Raw genomic sequence first — 17,181 nt, forward strand, 5'->3', positions numbered from 1 at the left:
GGGGAGGCATGCTGGCTCTGTGGTGCGGCGCACTCCTGATGTCGGGGTGCAGTGGGTTTGCGCCTGCGCCCATTCCCGTCACCTATCTGAGTCAGGATCCGCCCCCAGGCAGGCTGCCCCTTGGGGAGACCGCCTATGTGGATGACGGTCGCTGCCCACCCGGGCAGGTCAAGCGGCTCATCGGCGGGGACGCGAAGCACAATGTGCCAAGAAAGGTGGAGTGTGTGGCAAGACCGCAATGATGATGAGATTTTCACAGCCTGAAACATCCAAGAAAGAGCCCTGAGGCAGTCGCCTTGGGGCTCTTTTCGTCTGGCTGGCCTGGTCGGTGTGATGCCGCAGCGGGCTAGAAGGCATCTCCAGGGACCCGCACCCAGCCTTCCATCAGGATGCGGGCGGAGCGGGACATCACCGCCTTGGTGACCGTCCACTGTCCCGCTACCTGCTCTGCCTGGGCTCCGACGCTCAGGGTGCCGGAGGGGTGACCAAAGCGCACCGCTTCGCGCTCGCCGCCCCCGGCGGCCAGATTGACGAGGGTGCCGGGAATGGCCGCCGCCGTGCCGATGGCCACGGCGCAGGTGCCCATCATGGCGTGGTGTAGCTTGCCCATGGAGAGGGCCCGCACCAGCAGATCGATCTCGCCGGCAATAATCTCCTTGCCGCTGGCGGTGCGGTAATCCTTGGCGGGTGCGACGAAGGCAATTTTCGGGGTGTGCTGGCGAGTGGCCGCCTCTTCGGGGCGCTTGATGAGCCCCATGCGCAGGGCACCGGCAACCCGGATCGCCTCGAAACGGGCGAGCGCTTGCGGGTCTGTGTTGATCGCCTCGCGCAGCTCGGTGCCCTCATAACCAATGTCCTCGGCGTTGACGAACACCGTGGGGATGCCTGCGCTGATCAGGGTGGCTTTCAGTACGCCGCTCTTTACAACAGACGCGGGTACCTCCAGATCGTCCACCAGATTGCCGGTGGGGAAGAGGGCGCCGCCGTCTTCACCCTCGTCGGACGGGTCGAGAAACTCCAGCACGATCTCGGCGGCGGGGAAGGTCACCCCGTCCAGCTCGAAATCGCCTGTCTCCTGCACCTGGCCGTTTGTCACCGGCACGTGGGCGAGGATGGTCTTGCCGATATTGGCCTGCCAGATCCGCACCACGCAGGTGCCGTTGTCCGGGATGCGGGCGGGATCCACCAGGCCCGCGTGGATGGCGAAGGCGCCGGCGCCGGTGGAGAGGTTGCCGCAGTTGCCGCTCCAGTCGACGAACGCCTTGTCGATGGCGACCTGGCCGTAGAGGTAGTCCACATCGTGATCGGGTTGCTGGCTTTTGGAGAGGATCACGCACTTGGCTGTGGAGGAGGTGGCCCCCCCCATGCCGTCCATGTGGGCGCCGTAGGGGTCGGGGCTGCCGATGACCCGCAGGAAGAGGGCATCCCGTGCCGGGCCCGGCTGCTGGCAGCGCTCGGGCAGGTCAGATAAGCGAAAGAAGACCCCCTTGCTGGTGCCGCCACGAAGGTAGGTGGCCGGGATTTTTACTTGTGGTATGTGGGCCATAGAGAGTGTCCTGAAAAGAGTCATAGATCCTGCTCCCTCTGGGAGAAGGTGCCCGAAGGGCGGATGAGGGGGATTTCCCCTCACCCCAACCCTCTCTCAAAGGGAGAGGGTGCTTTATGCCTTCCCCTTTTTCAAAGGGGTGGAGCGGGGTTGCGATTTAGCTCACGGCCTTTTGCGCGGTCGACGCCAGGAAGTCCTGGGCGAAGCGTTGCAGCACGCCGCCCGCCTCATAGACCGAGACCTCCTCGGCGGTGTCGAGGCGGCAGGTCATGGGCACCTGGATCACTTCGCCGCTGCGACGGCGGATCACCAGAGTGAGATCGGTGCGCGGCTGGCGTGCTCCCACCACGTCATAGGTCTCGGTGCCATCGAGGCCCAGCGTGAGGCGGGTGGTGCCCGGTTTGAACTCGAGCGGCAGCACCCCCATGCCGATGAGGTTGGTGCGGTGAATGCGCTCGAAGCCTTCCGCCGCGATCACCTCCACCCCGGCAAGGCGTACCCCCTTGGCCGCCCAGTCCCGGGACGAGCCCTGACCGTAGTCGGCACCGGCCACGATGATGAGGGGCTGCTTGCGTGCCATGTAGGTCTCGATGGCTTCCCACATCCGCATCACTTTGCCATCCGGCTCGACGCGGGCGAGGGACCCCTTCTGCACCACGCCGTTCACCACCGCCATCTCGTTGACCAGCTGGGGGTTGGCGAAGGTGGCGCGCTGGGCGGTCAGGTGATCGCCGCGGTGGGTGGCGTAGGAGTTGAAGTCCTCCTCCGGCAGGCCCATCTTCGCCAGGTATTCCCCCGCCGCGCTGCCGGGCAGGATGGCGTTGGAAGGGGAGAGGTGGTCTGTGGTGATGTTGTCCGGCAACAGCGCCAGGGGCCGCATGCCGCGCAGGGTGCGCTCGCCCGCCAGTGCCCCCTCCCAGTAAGGCGGGCGACGGATATAGGTGCTTTGCGCACGCCAGTCGTACAGGGGCGTCACCTTGGGACCCTGATCCTCTTCCTGGGTGAACATGGGGATATAGACCTGGCGGAACTGGGACGGCTTGACCGACGCCTTGACCACGGCGTCGATCTCTTCATCAGACGGCCAGATATCCTTGAGGCGAATTTCCTTGCCGTCCACCACCCCCAGCACATCTTTTTCAATGTCGAAGCGGATGGTGCCAGCGATGGCGTAGGCCACCACCAGGGGGGGCGAGGCGAGAAACGCCTGCTTGGCATAGGGATGGATGCGACCGTCGAAGTTGCGATTGCCCGAGAGCACCGCCGTGGCGTAGAGGTCCCGCTCGATGATCTCCTGCTGGATGGCGGGATCCAGGGCACCGGACATGCCGTTGCAGGTGGTGCAGGCAAACGCCACGACGCCGAAGCCGAGCTGTGCCAGCTCATCCATCAGCCCCGCCTCTTTCAGGTAAAGCGCGACCGTCTTGGAGCCGGGGGCGAGGGAGGATTTGACCCAGGGCTTGCGCATCAGGCCGAGCCGGTTGGCGTTGCGGGCCAACAGGCCTGCGGCAATCACGTTGCGCGGGTTGCTGGTGTTGGTGCAACTGGTGATGGCGGCGATGATGACGGCGCCATCGGGCAAGAGGCCGTCAGCCTCCTGGGCACGAGCCTTGTCCAGGTCCACCGCGATTCCGCGCTCGGCCAATGCCGATACCGGCAGGCGGCGATGGGGATTGGAGGGGCCCGCCAGGGTGCGCACCACGCTCGACAAGTCAAAGTGCAGCACCCGCTCGTACTGGGCGCCCGCCAGGGCATCGGCCCAGAGACCGGCCTCCCTGGCATAGGTTTCCACCAGCCTGACCTGCTCGTCGTCACGGCCGGTGAGCTTGAGGTAGTCGAGGGTCTGCTGGTCGATGAAGAACATGGCCGCGGTAGCGCCATACTCCGGCGCCATGTTGGAGATGGTGGCCCGATCGCCGAGGGTGAGGGCGGCGGCGCCCTCGCCACGAAACTCCAGGTAGGCGCCGACTACCTTCTGCTGGCGCAGGAATTCGGTGAGCGACAGCACCAGGTCCGTGGCGGTGATGCCGGGCTGCGGCTTACCGGAGAGCTCCACGCCGACGATCGAAGGCAGCCGCATCCAGGAGGCGCGCCCCAGCATCACGTTCTCGGCTTCCAGCCCGCCCACCCCCACCGCGATGACGCCGAGGGCATCCACGTGGGGGGTGTGGCTGTCGGTACCGACGCAGGTGTCCGGGTAGGCAATACCGCGGTCCGCGTGGATGACAGGGGACATCTTCTCCAGGTTGATCTGGTGCATGATGCCGTTGCCGGGCGGGATCACCTCGATGTTCTTGAACGCCTGCTTGGTCCAGTCGATGAAGTGGAAGCGATCCTCGTTGCGGCGATCCTCGATGGCGCGGTTCTTCTCGAACGCTTGCGGGTCAAAGCCGCCGCACTCAACGGCGAGGGAATGGTCGACGATGAGCTGCACCGGCACCACAGGGTTCACCAGGGCGGGATCGCCACCCTGCTCGGCGATGGCGTCGCGAAGGCCCGCCAGATCCACCAGGGCGGTCTGCCCCAGGATGTCGTGGCACACCACCCGCGCCGGGAACCAGGGAAAGTCGCGATCGCGCTTGTTGTGCACTATCTGGCCGAGGCACTCGCCGAGGATGGCCGGATCGCATTTGCGAACCAGGTTCTCGGCATGGACGCGGGCGGTGTAGGAGAGCCTGTCCCAGGCGCCGGGGGCGATGGCGTTGACCGCCTCCCGGGCGTCGAAGTAGTCGAGCTGTGTGCCGGGCAGGGGCTTGCGATATTGCGTGTTGATCATCACTTGCGCTCCTTGAGCGGCACGAACTGGAGATCTTCCGGGCCGACGTAGTTGGCGCTCGGGCGGATGATCTTGCCGTCGATGCGCTGCTCGATGACGTGGGCCGACCAGCCTGAGGTGCGGGCGATGACGAACAGCGGGGTGAACATGGCGGTGGGCACCCCCATCATGTGGTAGCTGACGGCACTGAACCAGTCGAGGTTCGGGAACATCTTCTTGGCCTCCCACATGGTGGATTCCAGCCGCTCGGCGATATCGAACATCTTGGTGTTGTGCTGCTCCTGGCTGAGGGCGCGCGCCACCTCCTTGATCACCTTGTTTCGCGGATCGGAGACGGTGTAGACCGGGTGGCCGAAGCCGATGACCACCTCTTTTTTCTCGACCCGGGCGCGAATGTCGGCCTCCGCCTCGTCCGGATTCTCGTAGCGCTTCTGGATCTCGAAGGCCACCTCGTTGGCGCCGCCGTGCTTGGGCCCGCGCAGGGCACCGATGGCTCCCGTGATGCAGGAGTACATGTCCGAGCCGGTGCCGGCGATGACGCGGCCGGTGAAGGTGGAGGCGTTGAACTCGTGCTCGGCGTAGAGGATGAGAGAGGTGTGCATGGCGCGAACCCAGGAGTCGCGTGGCTTGTGCCCGTGCAGCAGGTGGAGGAAGTGGCCGCCGATGGAGTCGTCGTCGGTCTCCACATGGATGCGCTTGCCGTTGTGACTGAAGTGGTACCAGTAGAGCAACACGGAGCCGAGACAGGCCATCAGCTTGTCGGCGATGTCCCGGGCGCCCGGGTGGTTGTGATCGTCCTTCTCCGGCGACAGGCACCCCAGCACGGAGACGGCGGTGCGCATCACGTCCATGGGGTGGGCAGAGGGAGGCAACTGCTCCAGGGCGGTCCTGACCCCGGTGGGCAGGCCGCGCAGGGCCTTGAGCTTGGCCTTGTAGGCGGCGAGCTCCGCCACATTGGGCAGATGGCCGTGCACCAGCAGGTGGGCTATCTCTTCAAACTCGCAGCTGGTGGCCACGTCCAGGATGTCGTAGCCACGGTAGTGCAGGTCGTTGCCGGAGAGGCCGACGGTGCACAGGGCGGTGTTGCCGGCGGCGCTGCCGGAGAGGGCGACGGATTTCTTCGGCTTGAAGCCGGTGGTTTCGGGCAGGGCGCTCATCACATGTTTCCTCATTCAGTCCGTTGATGCGCCAGCCGCCAGCATAAGGCGGCCGGTCGCCGTCTTATTCCTTGGTCGACAGATCCTGGGTGAACAGCCTGTCCAGGGTCTGCTCGTAGTGGTGGTAACCGAGAAAATCGTAGAGGGACTCCCGGGTCTGCATGGTGTCGACCACGGCGCGCTGGTGGCCGTCACGGCGAAGCGTCTGATAGACGTTGAGGGCGGCCTGGTTGGCGGCGCGGGCGGCGCTCAGGGGGTAGAGCACCATGTCCACGCCGTGGGCGGCGAGCGCCTCCTTGTCAAACAGCGCGGTCTTGCCGAACTCGGTCATGTTGGCGAGGATCGGCACCCCGGCCGCCTGCCTGAAACGGTCGTACTGCTCGAGCTCGGTGACCGCCTCGGCGAAGATCATGTCGGCACCGGCCTCCACATAGGCGGCGGCCCGCTCCAGGGCCGAGCCCAGTCCTTCCACCGCCAGGGCGTCGGTGCGGGCCATGATGACGAAATGTTCGTCCTGGCGGGCATCCACCGCGGCCTTGATCCTGTCCACCATCTCGGTGACGCTGACCACGGCCTTGTTGGGCCTGTGACCGCAGCGCTTCTGGGCCACCTGATCTTCCATGTGGACGGCGGCCACACCGCCACGCTCGAAAGCGCGGATGGTGCGGGCGATGTTGAAGGCACCTCCCCAGCCGGTGTCGATGTCCACCAGGAGTGGCACCTGGGTGGCAGCCGTGATGCGTTCGGCGTCGATGAGCACGTCATTCATGGAAGTCATGCCGAGATCCGGCAGGCCATAGGAGGCGTTCGCCACCCCGGCGCCGGAGAGATAGAGGGCCTGGAAGCCGCTGCGCTCTGCCATTAGCGCCATGTAGGCATTGATGGTGCCGACAATCTGCAGGGGCTTTTCGTTGGCCAGGGCCGTGCGAAAACGCCTGCCGGCCGAGGGGGAGAGGTTGGACATGGTGACTCCTTTCATGGGGTGCGTGTCTGCTGGATGTGTAGGGTGAACGGCATTATCTCATACTACGTTTACGTTAACGTCAATTATGCTTAGGTCCAAGGTCGTATCAAGTGTGCTCTCCTCTGACGGCCTCCTGGCAACGCCAGCACCACAGACTCGTTGGAACCATTTTTTGGTGTGATGCATCGTGTGGGAGAGAGGTGAACCTGGGAAAATGCCGAGTGTTTTTTGGCCAAACCTGGGCTTTTGGGGTCAAAATCTTGCGCGGCGTCAAACAGGATGCAAATTGTGTCTCAGCCATCCTCCCCGACTGGGTCTCTGCGTTGCTTGCCCGTAGGCGTTTGGCTACGCTCAGTGGGTGATCAAACAAGGGGTGTGCGCCATGAAGAAAAGCCAGGTTCATCTCATCGACGAAGAGGTGGATTTTCCTGCCAATGAACAGCTGGTCTCCACTACGGACCTGCAGGGTGTGATCACCTATGCCAATGATCACTTCTGCCGGGTAGCGGGGTACAGCCGGGCCGAGCTCATCGGCCAGCACCACAACATGGTTCGCCACCCGGACATGCCCAAGGCCGCCTTTGCTGACCTCTGGGGCAAGCTCAAGCAGGGCAAACCCTGGCGCGGCATGGTGAAAAACCGCTGCAAGGATGGGCGTTACTATTGGGTGGATGCCTATGTCACCCCTATCTTCGAGCAGGGGCGGATCAATGGCTACCAGTCGGTCCGCAGTCGCGCCGCGCCGGAGATGAAAGCCGTGGCCGGGCGCACCTATGCCAGATTGAAGAGCGTGGAGCGGGGGGAGCGAAAGGGCGGATTGAGCCTGCGCCCGATGCGCCACGGGCTGGCCATCATCGGTGTCTTGCTGATGCTGGCAGGGGGGGCCTATCTGATGGGGCCCTGGGGGCCGTTGTTCACCCTGTTGCCTCTCTTGTGGCTGGCCCTGATCTATCGTGACACCCTCATCACTACCCCCCGTTATCTGCGACAGCTCGCGGACGAATATGACAGCCTGACCCGGCTCATCTATTCGGGGGAGGATGCCAGTGCCATTGCAGACTTCCACATCAAGCTGTTGCAGGCCAGGATCCGCACCGTCCTTGGACGAGTGGACGATGCGACCCTCTCCCTGCAGGATCTCGCGGTGCATCTGAAAACAGCCTCCAGCGAGGCGAGCGCCGACATCGCCGAACAGGATATCCAGACCCAGCAGGTGGCGACGGCCATCACCGAGATGGCGGCGACAGCCCACGAGATTGCCCGCAATATCCTGGAGACGGACAACCAAATAGCCCAGGCCAAGGCGCACTGCCAACACACCGATCAGCAGTTGGAAGATACCCAGCACAGGGTGACGGAGCTGGCCACCCAGGCAGAGCATGCCTTCACGGCCGCCGTGGCACTGGCGGAGGAGTCGGACCGCATCGGTGTGCTGATGAGCGAGATCCAGGGCATTGCGGATCAGACCAATCTGCTGGCGCTCAACGCCGCCATCGAGGCGGCGCGGGCAGGGGAGCAGGGGCGAGGCTTTGCGGTGGTGGCGGACGAGGTGCGAACCCTCTCCACGCGCACCCACAAGGCGACCGAGCAGATCCAGAGCAGCATAGGCCAGATCCAGCGTACCCTGAACGGCTGGAAGGGAATGATGCAGCAGAACCTGCAACAGACCCAATCCTGCGTGACCCTGACCCGCCAGGGATCAGAGAGCCTGCATCAGGTGCTGGCGGAAATAGAACGGGTGGTGGACCTCTCGGCCCAGATCTCGACGGCGGCAGAGGAGCAGCAGGTGGTGGTGGAGGACATCAGCCGCAACGTCAACGCCATCTCCCAGCACTCCCACACCAACAGCAACAAGATGCAGGACATGGACGCCTCGAGCGACATCCTGCTCACCAAGGCTCGCCAGCTCAAATCCCTGGGGCAGACCTTCGGGTAAGAGCGGTCAGACTCATGCAATGCAGGAAGGCCACCCCTGGGGTGGCCTTCCTGTTTATTGGTTTCATGGGGGTATCGGCTCTGTGTGCCGGGAGATGAACCAGTCAGCCGGACTGCTCCGCCAGCGTGATGACGCGGCCACCCTTGTCACAATACATGGCCCTGTCGGCCTGGATGAGCCACTGCTCCGGGCTCCAGTCATGCTGGTAGTGGCTGACGCCGATGCTGATGCCCACCTGCATCGGCTGGTCATTGACCACGAAGGGGGTCTGCATGGCCTGGCGGATCACGGCGGTGACCTCCTCTGCCTGACGGATATCGTAGCCCGGCAGCAGCAGGATGAACTCGTCCCCTGCCAAGCGGGCAAAATAGCACTGGTGGCCGATGGCGTCGTGGATCCGTCGGGCCAGTTGGCAGAGGATGGCATCCCCCTGGCTGTGGCCGAAGTTGTCGTTGATGCGCTTGAAGTCATTGAGATCGCAAAACAGCAGGCAGCCAGGATTGTCGCTTTGCACCTGGTGTTTCAACTGCTCCATCAGGCTCAGTCGATTGGGCAGCCCGGTAAGGGGATCGAGGCGGGCCAGTTGCAGTATCTCCTGCTCTCGCTGTTTGCGCAGGGCCACTTCCTGGTTGAGCCGCTTGTTGCTCATCAGAAGATAGAGGGAGAGCAGCAGGATGAGACCACCAACCCCCAGGCTCAGCAGGAACCATGGACGCCAGAAGCTCCACTGTTCTGAGGGAACCTGATAGAGAAAACGGGTCAGGGAGACCGGTTTGGCAAGGAGGCCTATCTCCACCAGCTGCTGCATGATGTGAGCGAAGCGATCCGGATTCATATACCCGATCTCCACATAGAGCGGCTGGATCATCTCCTTGCTCATCTGCAACTCTTATTCCATGTGGGCCTGACTGCGGTTGACGCCATACTCTGTGCGCAGCAGGGCGATGGCTTCCTCGGGGTGGGTGAGGGCATAGCGCCATCCCTTGAGGCTGGCTGCACGAAAACGTGCCACCCGCTCCGGATTAAGCCGCTCCTGTGCCTGGGTGGTGAAGAGAATGTCGCTGTAGAAATCGATGCCGTAGTTGCGAGGGTTGATGACGGACACCGAGATGCCGCGCTCTTCCAGATAGAAGGGCTCATTGCTCAGATAGGCGTTGAAGATGTCTATCCGGCCGGCGATCAGATCGTCGATGTTGACCGAAGTGGGTACCGGGATGAGCTGGCGCTCGTGAAGCCCCTGATAGTAGAGGGTGGCCAGCAGTTCGGCATCCTGATGACCCGGAAACATCATGATCCGTTTGCCACGCATGTCCGCAACGGTGAGAATGCCGCTGTCGCGGCGTGCCAGGAAGATGGAGGGAGAGTGCTGGTAGACGCTGGCCAGCGCCAGCAGCGGCTTGCCCTGGGCGTAGTGGGTCAGCACCTCGGTGTTGCCGACGCCAAAGTCGGCGCGTCCGGCCAGCACCTCCTGAACCGGACTTATTCCCTTGCCACCTGGCCTTATCTCGACATCCAGACCGGCGTCGGCGTAATACCCCTTGGCCTTGGCCATGTGATAGCCCACAAACTGGGGCTGATGCAGCCAGCGCAACTGCAATACCACCTTCTCCGGCAGATCACGTGTCCGTTCACTGGCCTGGAGGGGCGAGAAGCAAGTGATGCCAAGCAACAACAGCCAAAACAGGCATTTTTTCATTCGTGCGATTCTTGTGCTGAGGGTCCATGAAGATGGCCTGCAGGCCTGCATTCAAGTTGTTAACAAATAACATTCTAAAGGGTTATACATGTACCGGATACAATTGCAGCACAAAGATTTCATGGTGATCAACAAGCGTCCGGGCATTGGCATGCACGATGATGCCGGCGAGCCGGGTCTCGTCAATCGGGTCAGAATGGATACCGGTCTTGACCTCTATCCGGTCCATCGACTGGACAAGATGACCTCTGGGTTGGTGCTGCTGGCCCGCACCCCCGAAGCGAATCGCGCCCTCAGCATGGCTTTCGCGGCGCGGGAAGTGAGCAAGCAGTATCTGGCCCTCTCCGATCGCAAGCCGAAGAAGAAGCAGGGCTGGGTGAAGGGGGACATGGAGAAAGGGCGAGGCGGCAGCTGGATGCTGAGCCGCACCCAGGATAACCCGGCCATCAGCTGGTTCGACTCCGTTTCGGTGCGCGAGGGGCTGCGCCTTTATCGCATCAAGCCCCGGACCGGCAAGACCCATCAGATCCGGGTGGCCTTGAAGAGCGTGGGAGCCCCCATCCTCGGGGATGAGCGTTACGGCGGCACGGTGGCGGATCGCGGTTATCTGCACGCCTGGCGCCTCGCCTTCACCCTGGCAGGTGAGAGTTTCGATCTCGTCTGTCCGCCCGATGAGGGGACACTGTTCCTCCTGCCCGAGTTGCATGCCGCCATCGCAGAACTCACCGAATGAGCGCTGCAACTGCGAGTGTCTCAGCCCGCGGCTGGATCCTGGCCGACTTCGATGACACCCTGGCGCCGGATGACAGCCATGCAGGGTTGCTGCGTTTCATCTTGCGCCGCCGTATCTGGCCGCTGCTGCTGTGGCCACTGATGGCGTTCGGTGCCGTGATCTATCTGCTGCCAGGTCAGCGCAGTCGCGGCATTGCACTCATCTGGTGGGCCATCACCCTCGGGCTATCCCCCCTGGCCTGGCGCGCCCTGGTACGGCAGTACAGCCTGACCCGGCCCGGTCTGTATCGGGAGGCGCGAGCCCTCTTGATGGGAGAGGGGCACCGCTGCTGGGTCATCTCCGCGAGCCCCCGCGCCCTGGTACGAGCCCAGCTCCATCGTCAACTGCCAAGGCTCCCCCATCGCATTCTGGGCTCACGCATGCACTATCGCCTCGGTGGCCTGGTGCCGCGTTGTTATTGCCACGGCAGGCACAAGTTGCAGCCCGAGCTCCTCACCCTGGACGCCGTGCTCACCCTGAGCGACAGCCTGCACGATCTGCCGCTGCTGGCGTTGGGGGAAGAGGCCTGGCTCATCAATCCGACGCGCCGCCGTCTGCAACTGGCGCGGGCCCGCTTGCCCCACCTCAGGGTGAAAACCTGGCACCTGTAAGGCAAAGCTGACAGCCTTGTGGGGCGCCAAGGAGCGCAGCGCAAGGCTGTGACATGGTTGTCACACTTAATTTACATTTTTTTGCCGCAGATCCCCGCCAAACTATCTGAACGCCGCCCCTTCTCATTCCCTGCGCTCGCCACTCTAATGAAACAAGTTGTTAACAAAGCCGTGCGGGCTGCCTGTCGAGCCCTTGCGGCGTGAACCGTTTCGTTATCAGTTCATCGCAAGGAGCGCATTATGACCACCCCTTCTTCCCGTACTCACACCATCAACCCCCTTGGCACCGACGGGTTTGAGTTCGTCGAGTACACGGCGCCGGATCTCAAGGGCATTGCGGCTCTCAAGGCGCTGTTCGTCTCACTGGGCTTTGCCGAAGTGGCCAAGCACAGGCACAAGCAGTGCTGGCTCTATCGCCAGGGGGACATCAACTTCGTGGTCAATGCCGAGCCCCACTCCCAGGCGGAGGAGTTTGCCCGGGCCCATGGTCCGAGCGTGTGCGGCATGGCGTTTCGGGTGAGCGATGCCGGCCGCGCCCAGCAGTACGCCATCGGCCAGGGGGCCAAGCCGTTTGTGGGCAAAATCGGCCCCATGGAGCTCAACATCCCCGCCATCTACGGCATCGGCGAGAGCACCCTCTCCTTTGTCGATCGCTATGGCGAGCGGGGCTCCATCTATGACGTGGACTTTATCTTCTACCCCGACTGGCAGGCCCGCATGGCCGAGGTGGACGCGGGGCTCTATGAGATCGACCACCTGACCCACAACGTCCATCGCGGCAACATGAACCTCTGGTCGAATTTCTACGAGCGGATCGGCAACTTCCGGGAAATCCGCTACTTCGACATCGAGGGCAAGCTGACCGGATTGCACTCGCGCGCCATGACGGCCCCTTGCGGCAAAATTCGCATTCCCATCAACGAGTCGGCGGACGACAAGTCCCAGATAGAGGAGTACCTGCGTCAGTACAAGGGGGAGGGGATCCAGCACATCGCGCTCGCCTCTGCCGACATCTATCACACCATCCGCACGCTCAGAGGGCGGGGAACCGGCTTCATGCCGACGCCGGACACCTACTACGAGAAGGTGGACAGCCGGGTCGCGGGTCATCAGGAGGATCTGGCGGCGCTGAAGGCGCTGCGCATCCTCATCGACGGCTCGCCGACGAAGGACGGCATCCTGCTGCAGATCTTCACCGACACCGTCATCGGTCCCGTGTTCTTCGAGATCATCCAGCGCAAGGGCAACGAGGGCTTTGGTGAGGGCAACTTCCAGGCATTGTTCGAATCCATCGAGCTGGATCAGATCCGCCGTGGCGTGCTGGACGGATCCACGCAAGGGGAGGTGAACAGTGCCGCGCAGGACCAGAAAAACGGAGAACCGAGCGATGCGTAACTGGATAAGCTTCCCCCATCGGGAGGGAACCCACTCCCGCCAGGCCCATGCCGATCTGCCGGAGCAGGCCATCTATGAGCGCGAGCTGGGGCGCTCGGGCTTCTTCGGTCCGGCCACCCACATGCACCACAAGCATGCTCCCACCGACTGGGTCAACTGGGAAGGGCCGCTTCGGCCACGGGCGTTTGACTTGAACGATCTGCAGGAGGAGGTGAGCTCCCTCTCCCCCTGGGTGATGCCGGATATTCTCAGCAACCCCCACTGCCGCTACCGCATCTGGCGCCTGCATGAGCCCATGCCGTTTCTGGTGCGCAACGCCGATGGCGACGAGCTCCTGTTCATTCACGAGGGGAGCGGCGAGTTCTACTGCGACTACGGGCACCTCATCTTGAGAGATGGCGACTATGTGGTGATCCCCCGTGGCACCATGTGGCGCATCGAGCCCACCGCGCCCCTCTTCATCCTGATGATCGAGGCGACGGAAGACAGTTATCAGCTGCCGGACAAGGGACTGGTGGGCAATCACGCCATCTTCGATCCGGCGGCCCTGGACGTGCCCGCCATCAACGAGCGCTTCCTGGCCCAGCAGGATGAAAACCCCTGGTCGCTGCAGATCAAGCGCCACGATCAGGTCTCGGTCGTCACCTGGCCGTTCAACCCGCTGGATGCACAAGGGTGGCACGGGGACTTGTGCGTGGTGCGCCTCAACTGGCGGGATATCCGCCCGCTGATGAGCCACCGCTACCACCTGCCTCCCTCGGCCCACTCCACCTTCGTGGCGAGCCGTTTTGTCATCTGCACCTTCGTGCCGCGTCCCATCGAGAGCGACCCAGGTGCCCTGCGGGTGCCTTTCTACCACAGCAATGACGACTTCGACGAAGTGCTCTTCTACCACGCCGGGGACTTCTTCAGCCGGGACAACATCAAGCGGGGCATGGTCACCTTCCACCCTGCCGGCTTCACCCATGGTCCTCATCCCAAGGCCTTTGCGGCGGGGCTGGCCCATGCCAAGACCTTCACCGACGAGGTGGCGGTGATGCTCGACACCCGTGATGCCCTGGCCGTCGGCCCGATCTGCGAAGGGGTCGAACACCCCGGTTATGTCACCAGCTGGCAGCGTCCAGAGACGCTCGGCAAATAAGGAATTCGATATGAAATTGGCAACCCTGAACAATGGCAAGCGCGACGGCGCCCTGGTGGTGGTGAGCCGCGATCTGGCGCGCGCCGTCCATGTGACGACCATTGCCCCGACCCTGCAGTCGGCCCTCGACCAGTGGGGCGAAGTGGCGCCGCAATTGGCGAAGGTTTATCAGCGACTCAACGAGGGCGCCTGCCCCGACGCCTTCCCCTTCGATGAGGAGGCGTGCCTCTCCCCGCTGCCTCGCGCCTACCAGTGGATTGACGGCAGTGCCTACGTCAATCACGTGGAGCTGGTGCGCAAGGCGCGCGGCGCCGACATGCCAGAAAGCTTCTGGCACGATCCCCTGATGTATCAGGGAGGCTCTGACAGCTTCCTGCCACCCCGTGGCCCCATCGTGATGGGCTCCGAGGAGTGGGGCATAGATTTTGAGTCGGAAGTGGCCGTCATCACCGACGACGTGCCCATGGGCACCCGTTCGCAGGGGGCGGCGAGTCACATCAAGCTCTTGATGCTGGTCAACGACGTGAGCCTGCGCAACCTCATCCCCGGGGAGCTTGCCAAGGGCTTCGGCTTCTTCCAGTCCAAGCCCTCCAGCAGCTTCTCGCCGGTGGCCATCACCCCGGACGAGCTGGGGGATGACTGGCGCGATGGCAAGGTCCACCTGCCCCTGGTGACCCACCTCAACGGCGCCCTGTTCGGGCAGCCCGACGCTGGGGTGGACATGACCTTCACCTTCCATGAGCTGATTGCCCATGCCGCCAAGACAAGGCCGCTCGGGGCGGGCTGCATCATCGGCTCGGGCACCGTCTCCAACTACGACAGAAGCCGGGGATCCTCCTGCCTTGCCGAGCGGCGGATGCTGGAAATTATCGAGTCAGGTCAAGCCACTACACCCTTTCTGCGCTTTGGTGATACAGTGTCCATCGCGATGCAGGATCGCAACGGGATGAGTCTGTTTGGCACCATTTTGCAGCGGGTCACGCAAGCAACGGCCGAGCGGGCGAGCTAGGAGAGCCCGACCCCGGGAGGGGCGGGCGACACGGCAGGTGGCAGACACCTGCCACCACAGGGACACACTATGCTGCAGTTGTTTGGATATTGGCGCTCATCGGCCAGCTTTCGCGTGCGTTTGGTACTGCAACTCAAGGGGCTCGATTATGAGCAGCACCCGGTCAACTTGCGGCAGGGTGAGCAGAAGGAGAAGGCCTACCGCCGGGTCAATCCCCAGGGGCTGGTGCCGTTTCTCGTGGACGATGACGTGCATCTGGGTCAGTCGGTGGCCATCATGGAGTACCTCGACGAGACCTATCCCGCCTACCCCCTGATGCCCTCCGCCCCCATCGAGCGCGCCCGGGTGCGCCAGATAGTCAACATGATCGCCTGTGACACCCACCCCCTCAACAACCTGCGCGTGCTGCACTACTTGGAGCAGGAGTTGGGGCAGAGCAAGATGGCGCGGGATGCCTGGTATCGCCACTGGATAGACGAGACCTTCACCGCGCTGGAGCAGCTTCTCATGACCACCGCCGGCATCTATTGCGTGGGCAATGAGGTTACCCTGGCGGACTGCATGCTGGTGCCCCAGGTCTACAACGCCCGCCGCTTCGACATGACCCTGGATGACTACCCCACCATTGCGCGCATCGTCGCCAACTGCGAGCAGTTGCAGGCCTTTATCAAGGCCGCCCCCGCCAATCAGCCGGATGCCCAGCCCTGAAGCTGTGCAGACCGGACCAGCGGGTTGGCCCGGTCTGCTGTCTCTTTCCTTGCCCGAGTTATCTTGCTCGCCTCAGGGCGTGCCATTGGCCCCATAGCGTCGAAACCCCGGCCGCTCTTTCAGTCGCAGGTAGTAGTCGTCCACGGTGGGTAGCGACGGGCGATCATAGGGCGTCTCCAGCCAGCGGTTGACTGACAGCCCGATGGGAATGTCTGCCAGCGAGAAGTGCGGACCGGCCACATATCCTCCGGTTGTTTGAAGCTGTCTCTCCAGGATCTCCATGCAGTGAGACCACTGCAGGCAAGCTGCGTGAAGGGCCTGATGGTCTTGATGCTGGGGGGAGCGCCTCACCAGCGACAGGAAGGCGTAGCGCCAGGCGGTGTTCAAGTCCGATGCCTGCCAGTCAATCCATTGATCGACCCGAGCCCTGGCTCTCGCCTCGGCGGGATAGAGTGCATTGGCACCATGGCGCGTCGCCAGGTAGCGGATGATGGTGTTCGACTCCCACAGCGTAAAATCCTCATCCTGAATGACGGGCACCATGGCATTGGGGTTGAGTGCCAGAAACGCCGGGGTATCCGTGGGTTTGAAGCCGGATCCCCACTCCTCCAGTTCGAACGGGAGGGTCAGCTCGGCACAGGTCCACAGTACCTTGCGCACATTGATTGACGACGCCTTGCCCAGTATTCGCAACATCTTTTTCGTCCTTGTCCGGGGTGATGGATGGCCTGTTTGTCGCAGACATGCCACTTCCCTGTTTGCGTAGCCATCAGGGCCCTGCACTGTCACTGACCGTGCGGTGCCCTGTTTTATTGACTGGCGAGTCAGCCGTGGGTGGTCCTGGGCTGGAAATAGGCGATAAATTTGCCGAGTTTCTCCCCGTCGTAACTCTTCCCCTTCTCCAGCAGCCCGGTGTTGAAGGACTCGAGCAGCCTGCCCTTGGCATCCAGCACGTAGAAGTGGGGCACCCCCAGATACTCGGGGTAGGCTTTCAGGAAGGATTCATTCTTGTTCTGCTCGCTGACGTTCACCTTGACCACCACGAAGGTGCGGTTGAGCTGGCCGGCGAGATCGGGTTCCCGGTCCAGAAAGCGGTTCATCTCCTGGCACCAGCTGCACCATTCGCCCCCCACCAGCAGCAGGACTTTCTTGCCCTCGGCACTGGCCTTGGCGGTGGCGGCAGCGAGATCGCGGGCCGGATCCCGCGTCTCGTCATAACCCTGGCTGTAAGCGGGCAGGCTCTGACTCCAGAGGTGGTCGCCCGCGCAGGCGGCGCCATTGAAAAGGAGGGTGCCCAGTATCAGGGGCAGTAACAGTCGTTTCATGGTCTCTTCCTTGTGTCGTTATCTTTGCTTCCAGGCGCAGACAATGTGACACGAGGCGTTTCCTGCGCCAAGCCGCAAACAGGGAAGGGGAAGGCAAAAAGCGGCAATGGAATGGCAGAAAACAACAAAGCCCCTCGAGAGGGGC

The 17,181-nt window shown here is 63.0% G+C and carries 14 protein-coding genes and 1 pseudogene; 8 read left to right on the forward strand and 7 right to left on the reverse strand.

Features of this window, described 5'->3' with window-relative positions; genetic code table 11:
- Positions 1 to 8: 8 nt before the first annotated feature.
- The gene (locus tag HKD46_RS08130; protein ID WP_102983837.1) at positions 9 to 242 is read left to right on the forward strand and encodes a DUF6719 family protein; all 234 of its coding nucleotides are present in this window, start codon (positions 9 to 11) and stop codon (positions 240 to 242) included.
- 104 nt (positions 243 to 346) lie between these two features.
- Here HKD46_RS08130 and prpF read toward each other — a convergent pair whose 3' ends face one another.
- From prpF to prpB, 4 genes are all read right to left on the reverse strand, one after another.
- The gene (gene prpF, locus HKD46_RS08135) at positions 347 to 1,546 is read right to left on the reverse strand and encodes a 2-methylaconitate cis-trans isomerase PrpF (protein ID WP_171865200.1); all 1,200 of its coding nucleotides are present in this window, start codon (positions 1,544 to 1,546) and stop codon (positions 347 to 349) included.
- 157 nt (positions 1,547 to 1,703) lie between these two features.
- Positions 1,704 to 4,322, reverse strand: a complete 2,619-nt coding sequence (acnD, locus tag HKD46_RS08140) for a Fe/S-dependent 2-methylisocitrate dehydratase AcnD (protein ID WP_185219238.1) — start codon at positions 4,320 to 4,322, stop codon at positions 1,704 to 1,706.
- Positions 4,322 to 5,479 (reverse strand): 2-methylcitrate synthase, encoded by a 1,158-nt coding sequence (gene prpC / locus HKD46_RS08145; protein WP_161469636.1) that lies wholly within the window; start codon positions 5,477 to 5,479, stop codon positions 4,322 to 4,324. The genes acnD and prpC overlap by 1 nt, the downstream gene beginning before the upstream one ends.
- A gap of 64 nt (positions 5,480 to 5,543) precedes the next feature.
- Positions 5,544 to 6,443: a methylisocitrate lyase gene (prpB, locus tag HKD46_RS08150; RefSeq protein WP_161469637.1), complete on the reverse strand. Its 900-nt coding sequence runs from the start codon at positions 6,441 to 6,443 to the stop codon at positions 5,544 to 5,546.
- A gap of 382 nt (positions 6,444 to 6,825) precedes the next feature.
- Here prpB and HKD46_RS08155 point away from each other — a divergent pair, with 382 nt between their 5' ends.
- Positions 6,826 to 8,379: a PAS domain-containing methyl-accepting chemotaxis protein gene (locus HKD46_RS08155; protein ID WP_171865202.1), complete on the forward strand. Its 1,554-nt coding sequence runs from the start codon at positions 6,826 to 6,828 to the stop codon at positions 8,377 to 8,379.
- Between the two features lie 103 nt (positions 8,380 to 8,482).
- On the opposite strand, the pseudogene HKD46_RS08160 reads toward HKD46_RS08155, so the two are convergent.
- Positions 8,483 to 10,075, reverse strand: a pseudogene (locus HKD46_RS08160) (ABC transporter substrate-binding protein).
- Positions 10,076 to 10,163: 88 nt separating this feature from the next.
- Here HKD46_RS08160 and HKD46_RS08165 point away from each other — a divergent pair.
- The 6 genes from HKD46_RS08165 to maiA all read left to right on the forward strand — a co-directional run bounded on the left by HKD46_RS08165 (position 10,164) and on the right by maiA (position 15,711).
- Positions 10,164 to 10,808, forward strand: a complete 645-nt coding sequence (locus tag HKD46_RS08165; protein ID WP_113977541.1) for a TIGR01621 family pseudouridine synthase — start codon at positions 10,164 to 10,166, stop codon at positions 10,806 to 10,808.
- Complete coding sequence (locus tag HKD46_RS08170; RefSeq protein ID WP_171865204.1) at positions 10,805 to 11,458, forward strand: HAD family hydrolase; 654 nt, start codon at positions 10,805 to 10,807, stop codon at positions 11,456 to 11,458. Before HKD46_RS08165 ends, HKD46_RS08170 begins: the two co-directional genes overlap by 4 nt.
- A 240-nt stretch (positions 11,459 to 11,698) precedes the next feature.
- Positions 11,699 to 12,853: a 4-hydroxyphenylpyruvate dioxygenase gene (hppD, locus tag HKD46_RS08175; protein WP_171865206.1), complete on the forward strand. Its 1,155-nt coding sequence runs from the start codon at positions 11,699 to 11,701 to the stop codon at positions 12,851 to 12,853.
- A complete protein-coding gene (locus HKD46_RS08180) occupies positions 12,846 to 13,994 on the forward strand; it encodes a homogentisate 1,2-dioxygenase (RefSeq protein ID WP_171865208.1) in 1,149 nt (382 codons plus the stop codon). Before hppD ends, HKD46_RS08180 begins: the two co-directional genes overlap by 8 nt.
- Positions 13,995 to 14,004: 10 nt before the next feature.
- Positions 14,005 to 15,003, forward strand: a complete 999-nt coding sequence (locus HKD46_RS08185) for a fumarylacetoacetate hydrolase family protein (RefSeq protein WP_043155130.1) — start codon at positions 14,005 to 14,007, stop codon at positions 15,001 to 15,003.
- Between the two features lie 69 nt (positions 15,004 to 15,072).
- Positions 15,073 to 15,711: a maleylacetoacetate isomerase gene (maiA, locus tag HKD46_RS08190; protein ID WP_010675120.1), complete on the forward strand. Its 639-nt coding sequence runs from the start codon at positions 15,073 to 15,075 to the stop codon at positions 15,709 to 15,711.
- Between the two features lie 72 nt (positions 15,712 to 15,783).
- Here the strand turns inward: maiA and HKD46_RS08195 are convergent, their stop codons facing one another.
- Positions 15,784 to 16,407, reverse strand: a complete 624-nt coding sequence (locus HKD46_RS08195) for a glutathione S-transferase family protein (RefSeq protein ID WP_171865210.1) — start codon at positions 16,405 to 16,407, stop codon at positions 15,784 to 15,786.
- Between the two features lie 128 nt (positions 16,408 to 16,535).
- Positions 16,536 to 17,036: a thioredoxin family protein gene (locus HKD46_RS08200; protein ID WP_041213051.1), complete on the reverse strand. Its 501-nt coding sequence runs from the start codon at positions 17,034 to 17,036 to the stop codon at positions 16,536 to 16,538.
- Between the last annotated feature and the right edge of the window lie 145 nt (positions 17,037 to 17,181).

Origin of the sequence: Aeromonas sp. TW 6 (assembly GCF_013168745.1) — a bacterium.
GTDB classification, from domain to species: Bacteria; Pseudomonadota; Gammaproteobacteria; order Enterobacterales; family Aeromonadaceae; genus Aeromonas; species Aeromonas caviae.